Annotated in this window: 23 protein-coding genes; all 23 read right to left on the bottom strand. The window is 66.4% G+C overall.

Annotated features, from left to right (window positions below):
- Position 1 precedes the first annotated feature (1 nt).
- A complete protein-coding gene (gene rplF, locus PKF00_RS25445; RefSeq protein WP_271220148.1) occupies positions 2-544 on the bottom strand; it encodes a 50S ribosomal protein L6 in 543 nt (180 codons plus the stop codon).
- Between the two features lie 17 nt (positions 545-561).
- Positions 562-960, bottom strand: coding sequence for a 30S ribosomal protein S8 (gene rpsH, locus PKF00_RS25440; RefSeq protein ID WP_012887845.1), 399 nt, complete (start codon positions 958-960; stop codon positions 562-564).
- Positions 961-1,111: 151 nt separating this feature from the next.
- Positions 1,112-1,297 (bottom strand): type Z 30S ribosomal protein S14, encoded by a 186-nt coding sequence (locus PKF00_RS25435; protein WP_012887844.1) that lies wholly within the window; start codon positions 1,295-1,297, stop codon positions 1,112-1,114.
- Between the two features lie 2 nt (positions 1,298-1,299).
- Positions 1,300-1,881, bottom strand: a complete 582-nt coding sequence (gene rplE, locus PKF00_RS25430; RefSeq protein ID WP_271220147.1) for a 50S ribosomal protein L5 — start codon at positions 1,879-1,881, stop codon at positions 1,300-1,302.
- Positions 1,881-2,177: a 50S ribosomal protein L24 gene (gene rplX, locus PKF00_RS25425; protein ID WP_271220331.1), complete on the bottom strand. Its 297-nt coding sequence runs from the start codon at positions 2,175-2,177 to the stop codon at positions 1,881-1,883. Before rplX ends, rplE begins: the two co-directional genes overlap by 1 nt.
- Positions 2,178-2,185: 8 nt before the next feature.
- Positions 2,186-2,554, bottom strand: a complete 369-nt coding sequence (gene rplN, locus PKF00_RS25420) for a 50S ribosomal protein L14 (protein ID WP_012887841.1) — start codon at positions 2,552-2,554, stop codon at positions 2,186-2,188.
- A 267-nt stretch (positions 2,555-2,821) separates the two neighbouring features.
- Positions 2,822-3,103, bottom strand: coding sequence for a 30S ribosomal protein S17 (gene rpsQ, locus PKF00_RS25415; protein ID WP_271220146.1), 282 nt, complete (start codon positions 3,101-3,103; stop codon positions 2,822-2,824).
- The gene (rpmC, locus tag PKF00_RS25410; RefSeq protein ID WP_012887839.1) at positions 3,096-3,332 is read right to left on the bottom strand and encodes a 50S ribosomal protein L29; all 237 of its coding nucleotides are present in this window, start codon (positions 3,330-3,332) and stop codon (positions 3,096-3,098) included. Before rpmC ends, rpsQ begins: the two co-directional genes overlap by 8 nt.
- Positions 3,332-3,751 (bottom strand): 50S ribosomal protein L16, encoded by a 420-nt coding sequence (gene rplP, locus PKF00_RS25405; RefSeq protein WP_184538242.1) that lies wholly within the window; start codon positions 3,749-3,751, stop codon positions 3,332-3,334. The genes rpmC and rplP overlap by 1 nt, the downstream gene beginning before the upstream one ends.
- A 2-nt stretch (positions 3,752-3,753) precedes the next feature.
- A complete protein-coding gene (gene rpsC / locus PKF00_RS25400) occupies positions 3,754-4,614 on the bottom strand; it encodes a 30S ribosomal protein S3 (RefSeq protein WP_271220145.1) in 861 nt (286 codons plus the stop codon).
- Positions 4,614-4,967 (bottom strand): 50S ribosomal protein L22, encoded by a 354-nt coding sequence (gene rplV, locus PKF00_RS25395; protein WP_012887836.1) that lies wholly within the window; start codon positions 4,965-4,967, stop codon positions 4,614-4,616. Before rplV ends, rpsC begins: the two co-directional genes overlap by 1 nt.
- Positions 4,968-5,066: 99 nt before the next feature.
- Positions 5,067-5,345, bottom strand: a complete 279-nt coding sequence (rpsS, locus tag PKF00_RS25390; RefSeq protein ID WP_012887835.1) for a 30S ribosomal protein S19 — start codon at positions 5,343-5,345, stop codon at positions 5,067-5,069.
- Between the two features lie 11 nt (positions 5,346-5,356).
- On the bottom strand, positions 5,357-6,193 hold the full coding sequence (rplB, locus tag PKF00_RS25385; protein ID WP_271220144.1) for a 50S ribosomal protein L2: 837 nt from the start codon (positions 6,191-6,193) through the stop codon (positions 5,357-5,359).
- A 93-nt stretch (positions 6,194-6,286) separates the two neighbouring features.
- Complete coding sequence (gene rplW, locus PKF00_RS25380; protein WP_271220143.1) at positions 6,287-6,589, bottom strand: 50S ribosomal protein L23; 303 nt, start codon at positions 6,587-6,589, stop codon at positions 6,287-6,289.
- Positions 6,589-7,236, bottom strand: a complete 648-nt coding sequence (gene rplD / locus PKF00_RS25375; RefSeq protein WP_271220142.1) for a 50S ribosomal protein L4 — start codon at positions 7,234-7,236, stop codon at positions 6,589-6,591. Before rplD ends, rplW begins: the two co-directional genes overlap by 1 nt.
- The gene (gene rplC, locus PKF00_RS25370) at positions 7,233-7,886 is read right to left on the bottom strand and encodes a 50S ribosomal protein L3 (RefSeq protein ID WP_271220141.1); all 654 of its coding nucleotides are present in this window, start codon (positions 7,884-7,886) and stop codon (positions 7,233-7,235) included. Before rplC ends, rplD begins: the two co-directional genes overlap by 4 nt.
- Positions 7,887-7,900: 14 nt before the next feature.
- The gene (rpsJ, locus tag PKF00_RS25365) at positions 7,901-8,209 is read right to left on the bottom strand and encodes a 30S ribosomal protein S10 (protein ID WP_012887830.1); all 309 of its coding nucleotides are present in this window, start codon (positions 8,207-8,209) and stop codon (positions 7,901-7,903) included.
- A 251-nt stretch (positions 8,210-8,460) separates the two neighbouring features.
- Positions 8,461-9,654, bottom strand: a complete 1,194-nt coding sequence (tuf, locus tag PKF00_RS25360) for an elongation factor Tu (RefSeq protein ID WP_271220140.1) — start codon at positions 9,652-9,654, stop codon at positions 8,461-8,463.
- 229 nt (positions 9,655-9,883) lie between these two features.
- Positions 9,884-11,932, bottom strand: a complete 2,049-nt coding sequence (gene fusA / locus PKF00_RS25355) for an elongation factor G (RefSeq protein ID WP_425582354.1) — start codon at positions 11,930-11,932, stop codon at positions 9,884-9,886.
- Between the two features lie 87 nt (positions 11,933-12,019).
- Positions 12,020-12,490 (bottom strand): 30S ribosomal protein S7, encoded by a 471-nt coding sequence (gene rpsG / locus PKF00_RS25350; protein WP_179819699.1) that lies wholly within the window; start codon positions 12,488-12,490, stop codon positions 12,020-12,022.
- Between the two features lie 2 nt (positions 12,491-12,492).
- Entirely contained in the window at positions 12,493-12,864 is a 372-nt protein-coding gene (gene rpsL, locus PKF00_RS25345) for a 30S ribosomal protein S12 (RefSeq protein WP_012887826.1), read from the bottom strand.
- A 568-nt stretch (positions 12,865-13,432) separates the two neighbouring features.
- Entirely contained in the window at positions 13,433-17,320 is a 3,888-nt protein-coding gene (locus tag PKF00_RS25340; RefSeq protein WP_271220138.1) for a DNA-directed RNA polymerase subunit beta', read from the bottom strand.
- Between the two features lie 27 nt (positions 17,321-17,347).
- Positions 17,348-19,041: DNA-directed RNA polymerase subunit beta (rpoB, locus tag PKF00_RS25335; RefSeq protein ID WP_271220137.1), on the bottom strand; the 1,694-nt coding region annotated here is incomplete at its 5' end.

Raw genomic sequence — 19,041 nt, 5'->3', positions numbered from 1 at the left:
CCTACTTACCAGCCTTTCCGACCTTGCGGCGGATAACCTCGCCCTGGTAACGCACGCCCTTGCCCTTGTACGGGTCGGGCTTGCGCAACTTACGGATGTTCGCGGCGATCTCGCCGACCTTCTGCTTGTCGATGCCGTCCACGTGGAACAGGGTCGGCTTCTCGACGCGGAAGGTGACACCCTCGGGGGCGTTGACGATCACCGGGTGGCTGAAGCCGAGAGCGAACTCGAGCTGAGTCGGGCTCTTGGCCTGAACGCGGTAACCGACGCCCACGATCTCCAGGGTCTTGGAGTAGCCCTGGGTCACACCGGTCACCATGTTGGCGATCAGCGTGCGGGACAGCCCGTGCAGCGCACGGACCTTGTTCTCGTCGTTGGGACGCGAGACGGTGACGGCACCGTCCTCGCCCTTGGCGACGTCGATCGGCTCAGCGATCGTGTGTGAGAGCGTGCCCTTGGGGCCCTTGACCGTGACATCCCGGCCGTCGATGGCGACGTCCACGCCGTTCGGTACAGGGATGGGCAGCCGTCCGATTCGTGACATGCTGTGATTTCTCCCTTCTACCAAACGAAGGCGAGGACTTCCCCGCCCACTCCACGCTTGCCGGCCTGCTTGTCGGTCATGAGGCCGCCGGACGTCGAGATGATCGCGACGCCCAGTCCGCCCAGGACCCGGGGCAGGTTGTCCTTCTTCGCGTAAACCCGCAGACCGGGCTTGGAAACCCGGCGCAGGCCCGCCAGCGAACGCTCACGGCTCGGCCCGAACTTGAGCTCCACCACGAGGTTCTTTCCGACCTTGGCGTCCTCGACGCTCCAGGCCTGAATGTAACCCTCCTGCTGGAGGATCTCGGCGATGTGCGCCTTGATCTTCGAGTACGGCATGGCCACGGTGTCGTGGTACGCCGAGTTCGCGTTTCGCAGACGCGTGAGCATGTCTGCGATCGGGTCGGTCATCGTCATGGCCGGTGGCCTTCCTCACCGCGGTTTCCACAAGGGACCTTCGGTGTGGTCATGGGCGCCTGAGGCAGCGCCCGGTGAATACGACTATCTGTGTGCGGCTGGCGCCGCGCGGTCCGGTGATCACGAGGTGTCCACCGAACCGCGCGGGGAACTACCAGCTCGACTTGGTGATGCCGGGCAGCTCGCCCCGGTGCGCCATCTCACGGAAGCAGATGCGGCACAGGCCGAACTTCCTGTAGACGGCGCGGGGACGACCACAGCGCGAGCACCGAGTGTACGCCCGGACCTCGAACTTGGCCTTACGAGCAGCCTTGACCTTGAGCGACGTCTTCGCCATGATCAGGCCTCCTTGAAGGGGAAGCCGAGAAGCTTGAGCAGCGCCCGGCCCTGGTCGTCGGTCTTAGCGGTGGTCACGACCGTGATGTCCATGCCACGCTGGCGGTCGACCTTGTCCTGGTCGATCTCGTGGAACATGACCTGCTCGGTGAGACCGAAGGTGTAGTTGCCGTTGCCGTCGAACTGCTTGGGCGACAGGCCGCGGAAGTCACGGATGCGGGGCAGCGCCAGCGAGAGCAGCCGGTCGAGGAACTCCCACATGCGGTCGCCGCGCAGCGTGACGTGGGCGCCGATCGGCATGCCCTCACGCAGCTTGAACTGGGCGATGGACTTGCGGGCCCGGACGACCGCCGGCTTCTGGCCGGTGATCACGGTGAGGTCACGGACGGCGCCGTCGATGAGCTTCGAGTCGCGCGCGGCCTCGCCGACGCCCATGTTCACCTTGATCTTGGTGATCGTGGGGATCAGCATGACGTTCTCGAAACCGAACTGCTCCTGCAGCTTCGCGGCGATCTCTTCGCGGTAGCGCTGCTTGAGGCGCGGAAGCGACCGCGTCTCGACGGCCTCGGTGGTGTTGGCGGTCATCAGTTGTCCTCACCCGACTCGTCAGAGGCGGCCTTCGCCGACTCCTTCTTGGCAGGCTTCTCGTCATCCTTGAGCTTCTTGACGTTGCTCACGTGGATGGGAGCCTCCATGGTCTGCACACCGCCGGTCTTGGCGCCGCGCGGGCCCTGGTGGGTCTCCTTGGAGTGCTTCTTGATCATGTTGACGCCCTCGACCAGCACGCGGTCCTCACGCGGGAGAGCGGCGATCACACGACCCTTGGCGCCCTTGTCCTTGCCGGCGATGACGAGGACCAGGTCGCCCTTCTTGACATGCAGCTTCGGCATTACAACACCTCCGGCGCGAGCGAGATGATGCGCATGAACTTCTTGTCACGCAGCTCGCGTCCGACGGGACCGAAGATACGCGTACCACGAGGGTCACCGCTGTCCTTGATGATGACGGCGGCGTTCTCGTCGAAGCGGATGTAGGAGCCGTCGGGCCTGCGGCGCTCCTTGACAGTGCGGACGATGACCGCCTTGACGACGTCGCCCTTCTTCACGGTGCCGCCAGGAATGGCGTCCTTGACCGTGGCGACGATGATGTCGCCGATTCCCGCGTAGCGCCGACCCGAGCCACCGAGCACACGAATGCAAAGGACTTCCTTCGCACCCGTGTTGTCGGCGACCTTGAGTCGCGACTCCTGCTGAATCACTTGAACTCCTGTTTGTCTCGCCGGTTCTCACCCGTGACTCCCGGGTAAGCCTTGCGGAACCTGATGTGGTCTTTTTCCTCCGGCGACAGCCCTGTCCGGACGAGTCCTCCCCGTCGCGCTCCGGTGGCGTGGCTCTCGCCCTCCCACCGCGCCCGACGTGGCCCTCTTTTCCGCACCACCGCCGCCGCAGGCGGGGCGGAGATCAACTCCGCCCCCTTGGACACCGTCATGGGGGGCGACCAGGTCACCCCCCACGAGGCGCGTTTCTTACTTGGCCCGCTCGAGGATCTCGACGACCCGCCAGCGCTTGCTGGCCGACAGCGGCCGGGTCTCCATCAGGAGAACGCGGTCGCCGACGCCGCACGAGTTGGCCTCGTCGTGCGCCTTGTACTTGGTCGTCCGACGGATGACCTTGCCGTACAGGGGGTGCTTGACGCGGTCCTCGACAGCGACGACGACAGTCTTGTCCATCTTGTCGCTGACCACCAGACCCTCGCGGGTCTTGCGGTAGTTACGCGCCTTGTTCGTGCTCTCAGCTGTCTCAGCCATCGATCGACTCCTTCTCAACCGTCACAATGCCGAGCTCCCGCTCGCGCATCACGGTGTAGATACGGGCGATCTCGCGGCGGACGGCGCGCAGCCGCCCGTGGCTCTCCAACTGGCCGGTCGCGGCCTGGAAGCGGAGGTTGAACAGCTCCTCCTTGGCTTCCTTCAGCTTCTGGACCAGGGTGTCCTGGTCCTCCACCCGCAGCTCACCGGCGGTCAGGCCCTTAGCCATCACGCCTCACCCACTTCACGCTTAACGAACCGGCACTTCATCGGGAGCTTGTGCATCGCACGACGCAGGGCTTCGCGGGCCACCGGCTCCGCGACACCCGAGAGCTCGAACATGATGCGACCGGGCTTGACGTTCGCGATCCACCACTCCGGCGAACCCTTACCGGAACCCATGCGGGTCTCGGCCGGCTTCTTGGTGAGGGGACGGTCCGGGTAGATGTTGATCCAGACCTTTCCACCACGCTTGATGTGGCGGGTCATCGCGATACGAGCCGACTCGATCTGGCGGTTGGTCACGTAGGAGTGCTCAAGCGCCTGAATGCCGAACTCTCCGAACACGACCCTGGTGCCACCCTTGGCGGCGCCGTGACGGTCGGGCCGGTGCTGCTTGCGGTGCTTGACCCTGCGCGGGATCAGCATGGTCAGCTCCCTTCAGCACCCGGCTGCGCAGCCGGGCCGGTCTCGGGGGCAGCCTGGGAGGCCGCCTCGTTCCTGGGGGCGCGGTCGCCACGGCCTGCGCCGCCACGACGCGGACGGTCGCCACCGGCGCCGCCACCGCGACGCGGACGGTCGCCGCCGGCGCCGCCACGACGGTCGTCGCGGTCCCGACGCTGGCCCGCGCGAGCACCGGCGGCAGCCGCCTCACGCTCGGCGCGGCTGGTCGGGGCCTCACCCTTGTAGATCCACACCTTCACGCCGATGCGGCCGAAGGTGGTGCGGGCCTCGTAGAGGCCGTAGTCGATGTCCGCACGGAGCGTGTGCAGGGGCACGCGGCCCTCGCGGTAGAACTCCGAGCGGGACATCTCGGCGCCGCCCAGACGGCCGGAGCACTGCACCCGGATGCCCTTGGCGCCGCTCTTCATGGCCGACTGCATCGCCTTGCGCATGGCGCGACGGAACGACACACGGCTGGACAGCTGCTCGGCGACGCCCTGGGCGACGAGCTGAGCGTCGATCTCGGGGTTCTTGACCTCGAGGATGTTCAGCTGGACCTGCTTCTTGGTCAGCTTCTCGAGGTCACCGCGGATCCGGTCGGCCTCGGCGCCGCGGCGGCCGATGACGATGCCGGGACGGGCGGTGTGGATGTCGACCTGAACCCGGTCGGTGGTCCGCTCGATCTCCACCTTGGAGATGCCGGCCCGCTCCATGCCCTTCTTGAGCATGCGGCGGATGGCGACGTCCTCGGCGACGTACGACTTGTAGAGCTTGTCGGCGTACCACCGGCTCTTGAAGTCGGTCGTGATGCCGAGGCGGAACCCGTGCGGGTTAACCTTCTGACCCACTAGCGGGTCCTCCCCTTCGGCTCGCGGGACTCCACGATCACGGTGATGTGGCTCGTCCGCTTGTTGATCCGATAGGCGCGACCCTGAGCGCGGGGACGGAACCGCTTCAGCGTCGGGCCCTCGTCGACCCACGCACGGCTCACGAAGAGCGTGTCGCGGTCGAGTTTGAAGTTGTGCTCCGCGTTGGCAATGGCGCTGGACAGCACCTTGTACACGGTCTCGCTCGCCGACTGGGGAGCGAACTGCAGCACGGCCTGCGCCTCCGAAGCGGGCAGCCCGCGAATGAGGTCCACCACGCGGCGGGCCTTCATGGGCGTGTGGCGCGCGAACCGCACCTGAGCCCTGGCTTCCATCGCTTACTCCTCTTACCTTCTGCTTCGTGTCGAGCGGGCCCGTCTCGCCGTGCGACCGTTTCCGGCCGTCTCCGGCTCGACTTCCCCGCCCTAAGGCGCTTACCGCCGGCTGCGGCGGTCTTCCTTGACGTGGCTGCGGAACGTCCGCGTGGGCGCGAACTCACCGAGCTTGTGGCCGATCATCGACTCGGTGACGAACACCGGGACGTGCTTGCGGCCGTCGTGAACGGCGATCGTGTGACCGAGCATGTCGGGAACGATCATGGAGCGCCGCGACCACGTCTTGATGACGTTCTTGGTGCCCTTCTCGTTCTGGACATCCACCTTCTTCTGAAGGTGGTCGTCCACGAAGGGACCCTTCTTAAGGCTACGTGGCATTTTGGCTGCTCCTACCGCTTCTTCCGCTTGGTCCGACGACGGATGATCAGCCGGTCGCTGGCCTTGTTCGCCGCACGAGTACGACCCTCGGGCTTGCCCTTGGGGTTGACGGGGTGACGACCACCGGAGGTCTTACCCTCACCACCACCGTGCGGGTGGTCGACCGGGTTCATCGCGACACCGCGGACGGTGGGGCGCTTGCCCTTCCACCGCATACGGCCGGCCTTACCCCAGTTGATGTTGGCCTGCTCGGCGTTGCCGACCTGGCCGATGGAGGCCCGGCAGCGGACGTCGACCTGGCGCATTTCGCCGGAGGGCATACGCAGCGTGGCGTACTGGCCCTCCTTGGCGAGCAGCTGGATCTGCGCACCGGCGGACCGGCCCAGCTTGGCGCCGCCACCCGGACGGAGCTCCACCGCGTGGATGAAGGTACCGGTCGGGATGTTGCGCAGCGGGAGGCAGTTACCCGGCTTGATGTCGGCCGTGGGGCCGTTCTCGATCTTGTCGCCCTGCTTGAGGCCGGTCGGGCAGAGGATGTAGCGCTTCTCCCCGTCGGCGTAGTGCAGCAGAGCGATGCGGGAGGTGCGGTTGGGGTCGTACTCGATGTGAGCGACCTTGGCCGGGATCCCGTCCTTGTCGTGGCGCCGGAAGTCGATGATCCGGTAGGCGCGCTTGTGGCCACCGCCCTGGTGGCGGGTGGTGACCCGGCCGTGGACGTTGCGCCCTCCCTTGCTGTGCAAGGGGGCAAGCAGCGACTTCTCGGGCGTGCTGCGCGTGATCTCGGCAAAGTCCGAGACGCTGGCGCCGCGGCGACCCGGGGTCGTCGGCTTGAGTTTACGGATGCCCATCTTTTTCGTTCATCCTTCGTCGGTTAATCCGGTCGAATGCCCCCCGTCTGACGACGGGGGGCGTTCTCCCTGTTACTTACTTCAGCGAGCGGGTCAGCCAACCTGGCCGAAGATGTCGATACGGTCACCCTCGACCAGGCTCACGATCGCGCGCTTGGTGCTGGGGCGCTGGCCGTAACCGAACTTGGTCCGCTTGCGCTTGCCCTGGCGGTTGACGGTGTTGACGCTGACCACCTTGACGCCGAAGATCTGCTCAATCGCGATCTTGACCTGCGTCTTGTTGGCGTTCTTCCGCACCAGGAACGTGTACTTGTTGTGCTCGTCGATCAGGCCGTAGCTCTTCTCGGAGACAACCGGCTTGATGATGATGTCGCGCGGGTCGGCGATCTTCTCCATCAGGCGTCTTCCTTCCCGCTCTTGCTCAGACGCGCGACGACCTGGTCGTACGCCTCCTGAGTGAAGACGACGTCGTCGTAGCAGAGCACGTCGTAGGTGTTCAGCTGCCCGGAGTCCAGCAGGTGGACCTCGGGAGCGTTGCGCAGGCTCATCCAGGTGAGCTCGTCACCCTCGTCGACGACGACCAGGACGCTGCGGGCCTGCGTGACCTTGCGCAGCGACTCCAGAGCCGCCTTGGTCCTGGGGGTCTCCCCCGTGACCAGGCCGCTGACCACGTGGACGCGGCCGCCGTTCGCCCTGTCGGACAGGGCGCCGCGCAGGGCGGCGGCCTTCATCTTCTTGGGCGTCTTCTGGCTGTAGTCCCGCGGGACCGGGCCGTGGACGGTGCCACCGCCGGTGAACTGCGGAGCGCGGGTCGAACCCTGGCGGGCCCGGCCGGTGCCCTTCTGGCGGTACGGCTTCTTGCCGCCGCCGCTGATCTCACCGCGGGTCTTGGCCTTGTGGGTGCCCTGCCGACGAGCGGCGAGCTGGGCCACGACGACCTGGTGGATCAGCGGGATGTTGACCTTGGCGCCGAAGATGTCGCCGGGCAGGTCGACCGTGCCGGTCTTCGCGCCGCTCACGTCGAGGACGTCAATGGTGCTCACTTGGCAGCCCCCTTCTTGGCAGCGGTGCGGACGAGAACCAGGCTGCCGTTGGCGCCGGGGATCGCACCCTTGATCAGGATGAGGCCCTTCTCGGCGTCCACGGCGTGGACCTTGAGGCTCTGGATGGTGGTACGGACGTTACCCATCCGACCAGCCATGCGCAGGCCCTTGAAAACGCGGCCCGGGGTGGCGCAGCCACCGATGGAACCCGGCGAACGGTGCTTGCGCTGGGTACCGTGCGAGGCGCCCAGACCCTTGAAGCCGTGACGCTTCATGACACCGGCGAAGCCCTTGCCCTTGCTCTTGCCCGTCACGTCGACGAACTGGCCGGCCTCGAAGGTGTCGGCCAGGACTTCCTGGCCGAGGGTGTAGTCGCTCGCGTCGTCGGTACGGATCTCCGTGAAGTAACGGCGCGGAGTGATGTCGTGCTTGCGCAGGTAGTCGCCGAGCGGCTTGTTGACCTTCCGCGGGTCGACCTGCCCGAAGCCGAGCTGTACGGCGGAGTAGCCGTCCTTCTCGGGAGTGCGGACGCGGGTCACGACGCACGGACCAGCCTCGACGACGGTCACCGGGACCATCCGGTTGTCCGCGTCGAAGACCTGGGTCATGCCGAGCTTCTTGCCCAGGACGCCCTTGATCTGCTTAGCCATGTCAGTGCGTTCCCTCAGAGCTTGATCGAGATGTCAACGCCGGCGGGGAGGTCGAGTCGCATGAGCGAGTCGACCGTCTTCGGCGTCGGGTCGATGATGTCAATCAGCCGCTTGTGCGTGCGCATCTCAAAGTGCTCGCGGCTGTCCTTGTACTTGTGCGGCGAGCGGATGACGCAGTACACGTTCTTCTCGGTCGGCAGCGGCACCGGGCCCGCGACCTTAGCACCAGTCCGCGTGACCGTCTCAACGATCTTCTTGGCCGAGCTGTCGATGACCTCGTGGTCATAGGCCTTGAGCCGGATGCGGATCTTCTGTCCCGCCATAATGGCCTCGGTGTCCTTCGCTGTCGTCTGAAAAAGTTACGTGCGGCAGGGTGCCGCTATATGTGTCCCACGGAGCAGACGCTGTCGATCTGCGCTTTCTTCCGTGATCTGGCAGTTAGTTCGGTCACTGTGCGGCCGAACCAACTGCGAGATCACGGTTCGTGGGCTGGGAGACGCGCCGTACGGCACGGCCCCCTCGTGGCGCGGCGGTCGGCCCTGCGACGAGGGCCGACCGCCACTCCGCGATCGTACTACTTGATGATCTTGGTAACGCGACCCGCACCGACGGTGCGGCCACCCTCGCGGATGGCGAACTTGAGACCGTCCTCCATCGCGATGGGCTGGATGAGCTGGACGGACATCTCGGTGTTGTCACCGGGCATGACCATCTCGGTGCCCTCGGGCAGGTTCACAACACCGGTCACGTCAGTCGTACGGAAGTAGAACTGCGGGCGGTAGTTGTTGAAGAACGGCGTGTGGCGGCCGCCCTCGTCCTTGCTCAGGATGTAGACCTGGGCCTCGAACTCGGTGTGCGGGGTGGTCGTGCCCGGCTTGATGATGCACTGGCCGCGCTCGACGTCCTCACGCTTGATGCCGCGCAGGAGCAGACCGACGTTGTCACCGGCCTGGCCCTCGTCGAGGAGCTTGCGGAACATCTCGACACCGGTGACCGTGGTGGTGGTCTTGGTGTCCTTGATGCCGATGATGTCGACGGTCTCGTTGACCTTGACGACACCGCGCTCGATACGGCCGGTGACGACGGTGCCACGACCGGTGATCGAGAAGACGTCCTCGATCGGCATGAGGAACGGCTTGTCGGTCTCACGAGCCGGCTGCGGGACGTTCTCGTCCACCGCGGTCATGAGCTCGATGATGCTGTCGCCCCACTTCTCGTCGCCCTCGAGCGCCTTCAGCGCCGAGACGCGAACGACCGGCAGGTCGTCGCCGGGGAACTCCTGGGCCGAGAGAAGCTCACGGACCTCGAGCTCGACGAGCTCCAGGATCTCCTCGTCGTCCACCATGTCGGCCTTGTTCAGGGCGACCACGATGTAGGGGACGCCGACCTGACGGGCCAGGAGGACGTGCTCCTTGGTCTGCGGCATCGGACCGTCGGTGGCGGCGACCACGAGGATCGCGCCGTCCATCTGAGCCGCACCGGTGATCATGTTCTTCACGTAGTCGGCGTGACCGGGGCAGTCCACGTGGGCGTAGTGGCGCTGCTCGGTCTGGTACTCGACGTGCGCGATGGAGATCGTGATACCACGAGCCTTCTCCTCGGGCGCCTTGTCGATCTTGTCGAACGGGGTCGCCTCGTTGAGGTTCGGGTAACGCTCGTGGAGCACCTTGGTGATCGCCGCGGTCAGAGTGGTCTTGCCGTGGTCGATGTGCCCAATGGTGCCGATGTTTACGTGCGGCTTGGTCCGCTCGAACTTGGCCTTGGCCACTGCTCTGTCTCCTTAGAGATTCTGACTTGACTTGCGTCTTTTCACTCGGGCTTGGGGGCGGCCCCCGTGAGGACCGGCCGGTGAGCAGCTTCGCCCGCGCCCTTCCGACGAGGGGACGGCGTCGACGACGCCGTCCTCCCTGGTAGGGACAGCGGGCTCACTCGCCCCGCACCCCCTCGGTGACGGGGCGGCGATGTCCTCGCCGCCCGCACCGAAACGGATGCCGGACTTACTCGCCCCGCACCTTCGCGACGATCTCCTTGGCGATGTGCTGAGGCACTTCCGCATAGGAGTCGAACTGCATGCTGTAGCTCGCGCGTCCCTGCGTCTTGCTACGGAGGTCACCCACGTAGCCGAACATCTCAGACAGCGGCACGAGCGCGTTGACGACGCGGTTTCCACCGCGCTCGTCCATTGACTGGATCTGCCCGCGGCGACCGTTGAGGTCACCGATGACATCACCCATGTAGTCCTCGGGCGTGGTGACCTCGACGGCCATCATCGGCTCCAGGATTACGGCGTCCGCCTTGCGCGCGGCCTCCTTGAAGGCCATCGAGCCAGCGATCTTGAAGGCCATTTCGGACGAGTCCACCTCGTGGTAGGCGCCGTCCTGCAGGGTGACCTTGACCCCGACCATGGGGTAACCGGCGAGAACGCCGAACTCCGCGGCCTCCTGGGCACCGGCGTCGACCGAGGGGATGTACTCCCTCGGGATGCGGCCACCGGAGACCTTGTTCTCGAACTCGTAGCCGTCGTTGCCTTCGCCCAGCGGCTCGATGTCGATGATGACCTTCGCGAACTGACCCGATCCACCGGTCTGCTTCTTGTGGACGTAGTCGACCTTCTCCACCTTGCGGCGGATGGTCTCGCGGTAGGCCACCTGCGGGCGGCCGACGTTGGCCTCGACCTTGAACTCGCGGCGCATCCGGTCGACGAGGATCTCCAGGTGGAGCTCGCCCATACCCCAGATGACCGTCTGCCCGGTCTCCTCGTCACGACGGACCTGGAAGGACGGGTCCTCCTCGGCCAGACGCTGGATCGCGGTGCCCAGCTTCTCCTGGTCGCCCTTGGTCTTGGGCTCGATCGCGACGTTGATGACCGGCGCCGGGAAGTTCATCGACTCCAGGACCACCGGGGAGGACGGGTCGGCCAGCGTGTCACCGGTCGTGGTGTCCTTCAGACCCATGACGGCGACGATCTGACCGGCGTGCGCCGACGAGCGCTCCTCGCGCTTGTTGGCGTGCATCTGGTAGATCTTGCCGATCCGCTCCTTGCGGCCCTTCACCGAGTTGACCACGGCGGTGCCGGTCTCGAGCGTGCCCGAGTAGATGCGGATGTAGGTGAGACGGCCCAGGTGCTGGTCGCTCATGATCTTGAAGGCCAGCGCGGCGAACGGCTCGCTGACGTCCGCGTGACGCTCGATGACCTCGTCCTCGTTGTTGACCGCGTGACCCTTGAAGGCCGGGATGTCGGTCGGGGCGGGGAGGTAGGCCACGATCGCGTCGAGCAGGGGCTGAACGCCCTTGTTCTTGAACGCGGTGCCGGTCAGGACCGGGTTGATGGCGCTGGCCAGCGTCGCGCGGCGGATGGCCGCGACCAGCTGCTCCTCGGTGGGCTCGACGCCCTCGAGGAAGAGCTCCATCAGCTCGTCGTCGTTCTCCGCGACGGTCTCGACGAGCTTGTCACGCCACTCGCGGGCAGCCTCGGCGTGCTCGGCCGGGATGTCCACGGTCTCGTACATCTCGCCCTTGGCCGCCTCGGCGCTCCAGAGCAGGCCCTTCATCTTCACCAGGTCGATGACGCCCTTGAAGTCGGCCTCGACGCCCCAGGGAAGCTGAACGACCGCGGGGGTCGCGTGCAGGCGGCTGACCATCATGTCGACGCAGCGGTGGAACTCCGCGCCGACACGGTCCATCTTGTTGACGAAGCAGATGCGGGGCACGCCGTAACGGTCGGCCTGACGCCACACCGTCTCGGACTGGGGCTCCACACCGGCGACGCCGTCGAACACGGCGACGGCACCGTCGAGGACGCGGAGCGAGCGCTCCACCTCGATCGTGAAGTCCACGTGACCCGGGGTGTCGATGATGTTGATCGTGTGGCCGAGCCACTCGCAGGTCGTAGCAGCGGAGGTGATGGTGATACCACGCTCCTGCTCCTGCTCCATCCAGTCCATCGTGGCTGCGCCCTCGTGGACTTCACCGATCTTGTAGTTGATACCGGTGTAGAACAGGATGCGCTCGGTCGTCGTGGTCTTGCCCGCGTCGATGTGGGCCATGATGCCGATGTTTCGGACCTTGGCCAGGTCAAGAGCGGTCGTGGTGGCCACTTCTCTCGCGTCCTCGTCGTCTCGTCGAACCCGCTGTTACCAGCGGTAGTGGGCGAAGGCCTTGTTGGACTCGGCCATCTTGTGGGTGTCCTCGCGCTTCTTGACGCTGGCGCCGAGGCCGTTGCTGGCGTCGAGCAGCTCGTTCATGAGGCGCTCGGTCATGGTCTTCTCGCGGCGGGCGCGGGAGTACTGCACCAGCCAACGCAGGGCCAGGGTGGTGCTGCGCGCGGCGCGCACCTCGACCGGGACCTGGTAGGTCGCGCCACCGACACGGCGGCTGCGGACCTCAAGGGTCGGCTTGACGTTGTCCAGGGCCCGCTTCAGGGTGACGACCGGGTCGTTGCCGGTCTTCTCCCTGGCGCCCTCGAGCGCGCCGTACACGATGGACTGGGCGATGGAGCGCTTGCCGTCCAGGAGCACCTTGTTGATGAGCGCGGTGACCAGGGGCGAGTTGTGGACCGGGTCAGCCATGAGCTGACGACGGCCAGGAGAACCCTTGCGAGGCATTCTTACTTCTCCTTCTTCGCGCCGTAACGGCTACGGGCCTGCTTGCGGTTGCGGACACCCTGGGTGTCCAGCGAGCCACGGATGATCTTGTAGCGAACACCCGGCAGGTCCTTCACACGACCACCGCGGACGAGCACGATGGAGTGCTCCTGGAGGTTGTGGCCGACACCGGGGATGTAGGCCGTGACCTCGATGCCGTTGGTGAGCCGGACACGCGCGACCTTGCGGAGGGCGGAGTTCGGCTTCTTGGGCGTCGTGGTGTAAACGCGCATGCAGGTGCCGCGTCGCTGGGGGCTGGCCTTGAGCGCCGGGGTCTTGGTCTTGGTGACCTTGTCCTGGCGGCCCTTGCGGACCAGCTGCTGAATCGTAGGCACCGCGTCTCCGTTCGTGCTTTGCCGGTAATTCGAAATTTTGTTGCTTTTGCAGGCGCTGCCGGTGTCATGACCTGCGGTTTTTCCATCCACTCCGACCCACGCGCTCGGGCGTGTCGCGCACTTGTCGCGCCACTCTCCCCGCCAGGCCGCTCCGGTGGAGGAAGCCATGCGGCGCCCCTGCCAACTCCCCGATGGGAAACCTGTCGGCACGCACGCATGAGAGCCCATGAAGCCACGGGCACGAACGGAAAGATTACCCAGTCCAACGCAACACGTCAAAACGGTTGCGCTCTCGGGCCGCCGTTGCGAGCGCCCGTGTTCGTGTCGCGACTCCGCGGCCGATTTCCAGCCGACCGCTGTTGGGTCCAGCACGAGTTTACCCGTCTTCAGGGACTTCTCAGGCCGTTCCCGGCATAGACGTGCGGCTTTCCCCGCAACGTTCCGGTCAAGAAAGATCGGCGGAAAGAACTCCGAACACGGCGGCGCCCGGTCCCCCTCGCGGGAGACCGGGCGCCGTCGTCGTGCCTGTCCGGCCGGCTTCGTCGTTCAGCCGACCTTCGCCGGGCGTCTACCGGTTGTACTGGCCGAAGTCGTACTCCTCCAGCGGCACGGCCTCGCCGGAGCCCGAGCCGAAGGTGTAGTCGGCCGCGGAGCCGTCGTAACCGCCGACGGTGTACATCGCGGCCTTCGCCTCCTCGGTCGGCTCGACCCGGATGTTGCGGTACTGCGGCATGCCGGTACCGGCCGGGATGAGCTTTCCGATGATGACGTTCTCCTTGAGGCCGAGCAGCGAGTCCGACTTGGCGTGGATCGCCGCGTCGGTGAGGACTCGCGTCGTCTCCTGGAAGGACGCCGCCGACAGCCAGGACTCGGTGGCGAGCGACGCCTTGGTGATGCCCATCAGCACCGGACGACCGGAGGCCGGGGTGCCGCCCTCGGCCACGCACTCGCGGTTGATCCGCTCGAAGCGCGGCCGCTCGACGAGCTCACCGGGCAGCATGTCGGCGTCGCCGGACTCCAGCACGTTCACGCGCTTGAGCATCTGCCTGACGATGATCTCAATGTGCTTGTCGTGGATCGACACACCCTGCGAGCGGTAGACCTGCTGGACCTCGGCCACCAGGTGCAGCTGCACGGCCCTGGGGCCGAGGATGCGCAGCACCTCGTTGGGGTTGACGGCGCCGGCGATCAGCTGCTGGCCGACCGTGACGCGCTGCCCATCGGAGACCAGCATGCGCGAGCGCATGGACACCGGGTAGGCGATCTCCTCGGAACCGTCGTCCGGAACGATCACGATCTTCCGGGTCTTGTCGGTCTCGTCGATGCGCACCCGGCCCTCGGCCTCGCTGATCGGGGCGACGCCCTTGGGGACGCGCGCCTCGAAGAGCTCCTGGACACGGGGCAGACCGTGGGTGATGTCCGCGCCCGCCACACCACCGGTGTGGAAGGTGCGCATCGTCAGCTGGGTGCCGGGCTCGCCGATCGACTGGGCGGCGATGATGCCGACCGCCTCGCCGACGTCCACGAGCTTGCCGGTCGCCAGCGAACGGCCGTAGCAGGTGGCGCAGACACCGATCTTGGCCTCGCAGACAAGGGCGCTGCGGGTCCTGACGGTCTCGATCCCGGCCTCGACCAGCGCGGTGACGTGGATGTCGCTGATGTCGACACCCGAGCTCGCGATGACCTTGCCGTCCACCTCGACGTCCTCGGCCAGGATGCGGCCGTGCACGTTGCTCTCGGCGTTCTCCGCCTTGACCAGGTTGCCCTGGGCGTCGCGCTCGCCGACGTGCAGCGGGACCGCGCGGTCGGTGCCGCAGTCGATCTCGCGGACGATGACGTCCTGCGCGACGTCCACCAGACGACGGGTCAGGTAACCCGAGTCGGCGGTCCGCAGCGCGGTGTCGGCCAGACCCTTCCGCTGTCCGTGGGTGGAGATGAAGTACTCCAGCACCGACAGGCCCTCGCGGAACGAGGCCTTGATCGGACGCGGGATCGTCTCACCCTTGGTGTTGGACACCAGACCGCGGATGCCGGAGATCTGACGGACCTGCATCAGGTTTCCTCGGGCGCCCGACTGGACCATCATCCAGACCGGGTTGGTCTTCGGGAACGCCTTCTGCATGTCGTCGGTCACGTCACTGGTCGCGTGCGTCCAGATCTCGATGAGCTCCTGACGGCGCTCCTCGTCGGTGATGAGACCGCGCTCGTACTCGCGCTGGACCTTGTCGGCCCTGCGCTCGTACGTCTCCATGATCGTGGCCTTGTTCGGCGGCGAGATGACGTCCTCGATGGAGATCGTCACACCGGCCCTGGTCGCCCAGTAGAAGCCGGCGTCCTTGAGGGCGTCGAGCGCGGCCGCGACCTCGACCTTGGGGTACTTCTCGGCGAGCTCGTTGACGATGGCCGACAGCTGCTTCTTGCCGACCTGCGAGTTCACGTACGGGTAGTTCGCCGGCAGCGTCTGATTGAACAGGCAGCGGCCGAGCGTGGTCTCCAGCCGGTAGCTGTCGCCCTGCTCCCAGCCCTCGGGACCCTCCCAGCCGCGAGGCGGCGGGACGTCGCCCTTCATCCGGATCTGGATCTTGGCCTGGATGTCCAGCTCGCGCCGGTCGTAGGCCATGAGCGCCTCGGAGACCGAGCCGAAGACCCTGCCCTGACCCGGGGCGTTCTCGTCGTCGTCCTTGAGGGTGGTCAGGGAGTACAGACCGATGATCATGTCCTGGGTGGGCATGGTCACCGGCTTGCCGTCGGCCGGCTTCAGGATGTTGTTGGTCGACAGCATCAGGATGCGGGCCTCGGCCTGCGCCTCCGCCGACAGCGGCAGGTGCACGGCCATCTGGTCACCGTCGAAGTCCGCGTTGAACGCGGTGCAGACGAGCGGGTGGATCTGGATGGCCTTGCCCTCGACCAGCTGCGGCTCGAAGGCCTGGATGCCCAGGCGGTGCAGCGTCGGCGCGCGGTTGAGCAGCACGGGGTGCTCGGTGATGACCTCTTCGAGGACGTCCCACACGACCGGGCGCGCGCGCTCGACCATCCGCTTGGCCGACTTGATGTTCTGCGCGTGGTTCAGGTCGACCAGGCGCTTCATCACGAACGGCTTGAACAGCTCCAGCGCCATCTGCTTGGGCAGACCGCACTGGTGCAGCTTCAGCTGCGGGCCGACGACGATGACCGAACGGCCGGAGTAGTCGACTCGCTTGCCCAGGAGGTTCTGGCGGAACCGGCCCTGCTTGCCCTTCAGCATGTCGCTGAGGGACTTCAGGGGACGGTTGCCGGGGCCCGTGACCGGACGGCCGCGGCGGCCGTTGTCGAACAGGGCGTCGACGGCCTCCTGGAGCATCCGCTTCTCGTTGTTCACGATGATCTCGGGCGCGCCGAGGTCGAGAAGACGCTTGAGGCGGTTGTTCCGGTTGATCACCCGGCGGTACAGGTCGTTCAGGTCGGAGGTCGCGAACCGGCCACCGTCGAGCTGCACCATGGGGCGCAGGTCCGGCGGGATGACCGGGATGCAGTCCAGCACCATGCCGTTGGGCGAGTTGCGGGTGTTCAGGAACGCGGAGACGACCTTGAGACGCTTGAGCGCGCGGGCCTTCTTCTGGCCCTTGCCGCTGCGGATCGTCTCGCGGAGGTTCTCGGCCTCGAGGTCGAGGTCGAAGTTGGTCAGACGCTCCTGGATGGCCTGGGCGCCCATGCCGCCGCGGAAGTAGCGGCCGAAGCGGTCGCGCATCTCGCGGTAGAGCAGCTCGTCGCCCTCGAGGTCCTGGACCTTGAGGTTCTTGAAGCGGCTCCAGACCTCGTCGAGGCGGTCCAGCTCACGCTGGGCCCGGTCGCGGAGCTGACGCATCTCGCGCTCGGCGCCCTCCCGGACCTTGCGGCGCTGGTCGCCCTTGGCGCCCGCGGCCTCGAGCTCGGCCAGGTCGGTCTCGAGCTTCTTCTGCCTGGCCTCGATGTCGGCGTCGCGGCGCTGCTCGACGTGCTGGCGCTCGACCGAGATCTTCGCCTCGAGCGACGGCAGGTCACGCTCGCGCATTTCCTTGTCGACGTGCGTGATCATGTAGGCCGCGAAGTAGATGACCTTCTCGAGGTCCTTCGGGGCCAGGTCGAGCAGGTATCCCAGACGGGACGGGACGCCCTTGAAGTACCAGATGTGCGTGACGGGCGCGGCCAGCTCGATGTGGCCCATCCGCTCACGACGCACCTTGGCGCGGGTCACCTCGACGCCACAGCGCTCACAGATGATGCCCTTGAAGCGGACGCGCTTGTACTTGCCGCAGTAGCACTCCCAGTCCCGGGTCGGACCGAAGATCTTCTCGCAGAAGAGTCCGTCCTTCTCGGGCTTGAGGGTCCGGTAGTTGATGGTCTCGGGCTTCTTGACCTCACCGTGCGACCACTGGCGGATGTCGTCAGCCGTCGCGAGGCCGATCCGAAGCTCGTCGAAGAAGTTGACGTCCAGCACTTGTTATTCCCCTCCTCAGCTTCTAGATCAGACCTCTTCGACGCTGCTCGGCTCGCGCCGGGACAGGTCGATGCCGAGCTCCTCCGCGGCGCGGAAGACGTCCTCGTCGGTGTCGCGCATCTCGATGGACATGCCGTCGCTGGAGAGCACCTCGACGTTCAGGCACAGCGACTGCATTTCCTTGATGAGCACCTTGAAGGACTCGGGAATGCCCGGCTCGGGGATGTTCTCGCCCTTGACGATCGCCTCGTAGACCTTCACCCGGCCCAGCACGTCGTCGGACTTGATCGTCAGCAGCTCCTGGAGGGCGTAGGCGGCGCCGTAGGCCTCCAGCGCCCACACCTCCATCTCACCGAAGCGCTGGCCGCCGAACTGGGCCTTACCGCCGAGCGGCTGCTGGGTGATCATGGAGTACGGGCCGGTCGAACGAGCGTGGATCTTGTCGTCGACCAGGTGGAGCAGCTTCAGGATGTAGATGTAGCCGACCGAGATCGGGTGCGGGAACGGCTCACCGGAGCGCCCGTCGAAGAGGCGGGCCTTGCCGCTGCGCTGCACCAGCCGATCCCCGTCACGGTTGGGGACCGTGTTGTCGAGCAGCCCGATGATCTCTTCCTCGTTGGCGCCGTCGAACACCGGCGTGGCCATGTTGGTGCGCGGGTCGACCTCGGCGAAGCCCTTGTCACGCAGCCGCTCGGCCCAGGCCTCCTCGATGCCGGAGATGTCCCAGCCCCGGGCGGCGATCCAGCCCAGATGGGTCTCCAGCACCTGACCGACGTTCATCCGGCCCGGCACCCCCAGCGGGTTGAGGATGATGTCGACCGGCGTGCCGTCCTCCAGGAACGGCATGTCCTCCACCGGCAGGATCTTGGAGATGACGCCCTTGTTGCCGTGCCGGCCGGCCAGCTTGTCACCGTCGGTGATCTTACGCTTCTGCGCCACGTACACGCGCACCAGCTCGTTGACCCCCGGCGGCAGCTCGTCACCCTCCTCGCGGGAGAACACCCGCACCCCGATGACCTTGCCCTGCTCGCCGTGCGGCACCTTCAGCGAGGTGTCGCGCACCTCACGGGCCTTCTCCCCGAAGATCGCACGCAGCAGCCGCTCCTCCGGCGTCAGCTCGGTCTCGCCCTTCGGGGTGACCTTGCCGACCAGGATGTCGCCGGGCACCACCTCGGCGCCGATGCGGATGATGCCGCGCTCGTCGAGATCGGCCAGCACCTCCTCCGACACGTTCGGGATGTCCCGGGTGATCTCCTCGGGGCCCAGCTTGGTGTCACGGGCGTCGACCTCGTGCTCCTCGATGTGGATCGAGGACAGCACGTCGTCCTGCACCAGCCGCTGGGACAGGATGATCGCGTCTTCGTAGTTGTGGCCCTCCCACGGCATGAACGCCACCAGCAGGTTCTTGCCCAGCGCCATCTCACCGTTGTCGGTGCACGGCCCGTCGGCGACCACCTGGTTGACCTCGATGCGGTCGCCCTCGGCCACGATCGGCTTCTGGTTGAAGCAGGTGCCCTGGTTGGAGCGCTTGAACTTCGCCACCCGGTAGGTGGTGCGGGTGCCGTCGTCGTTCATCACGGTGACGTAGTCGGCCGAGACCTCCTCGACCACACCGGCCTTGTCGGCGGTGATGACGTCACCGGCGTCGGTCGCGGCGCGGTACTCCATGCCGGTGCCGACCAGCGGCGACTCGCTCTTGAGCAGCGGCACCGACTGGCGCT

Origin of the sequence: Streptosporangium carneum (genome assembly GCF_027922005.1) — a bacterium.
GTDB classification, from domain to species: Bacteria; Actinomycetota; Actinomycetes; order Streptosporangiales; family Streptosporangiaceae; genus Streptosporangium; species Streptosporangium carneum.
This window is presented reverse-complemented; position numbering and strand designations above follow the sequence as displayed.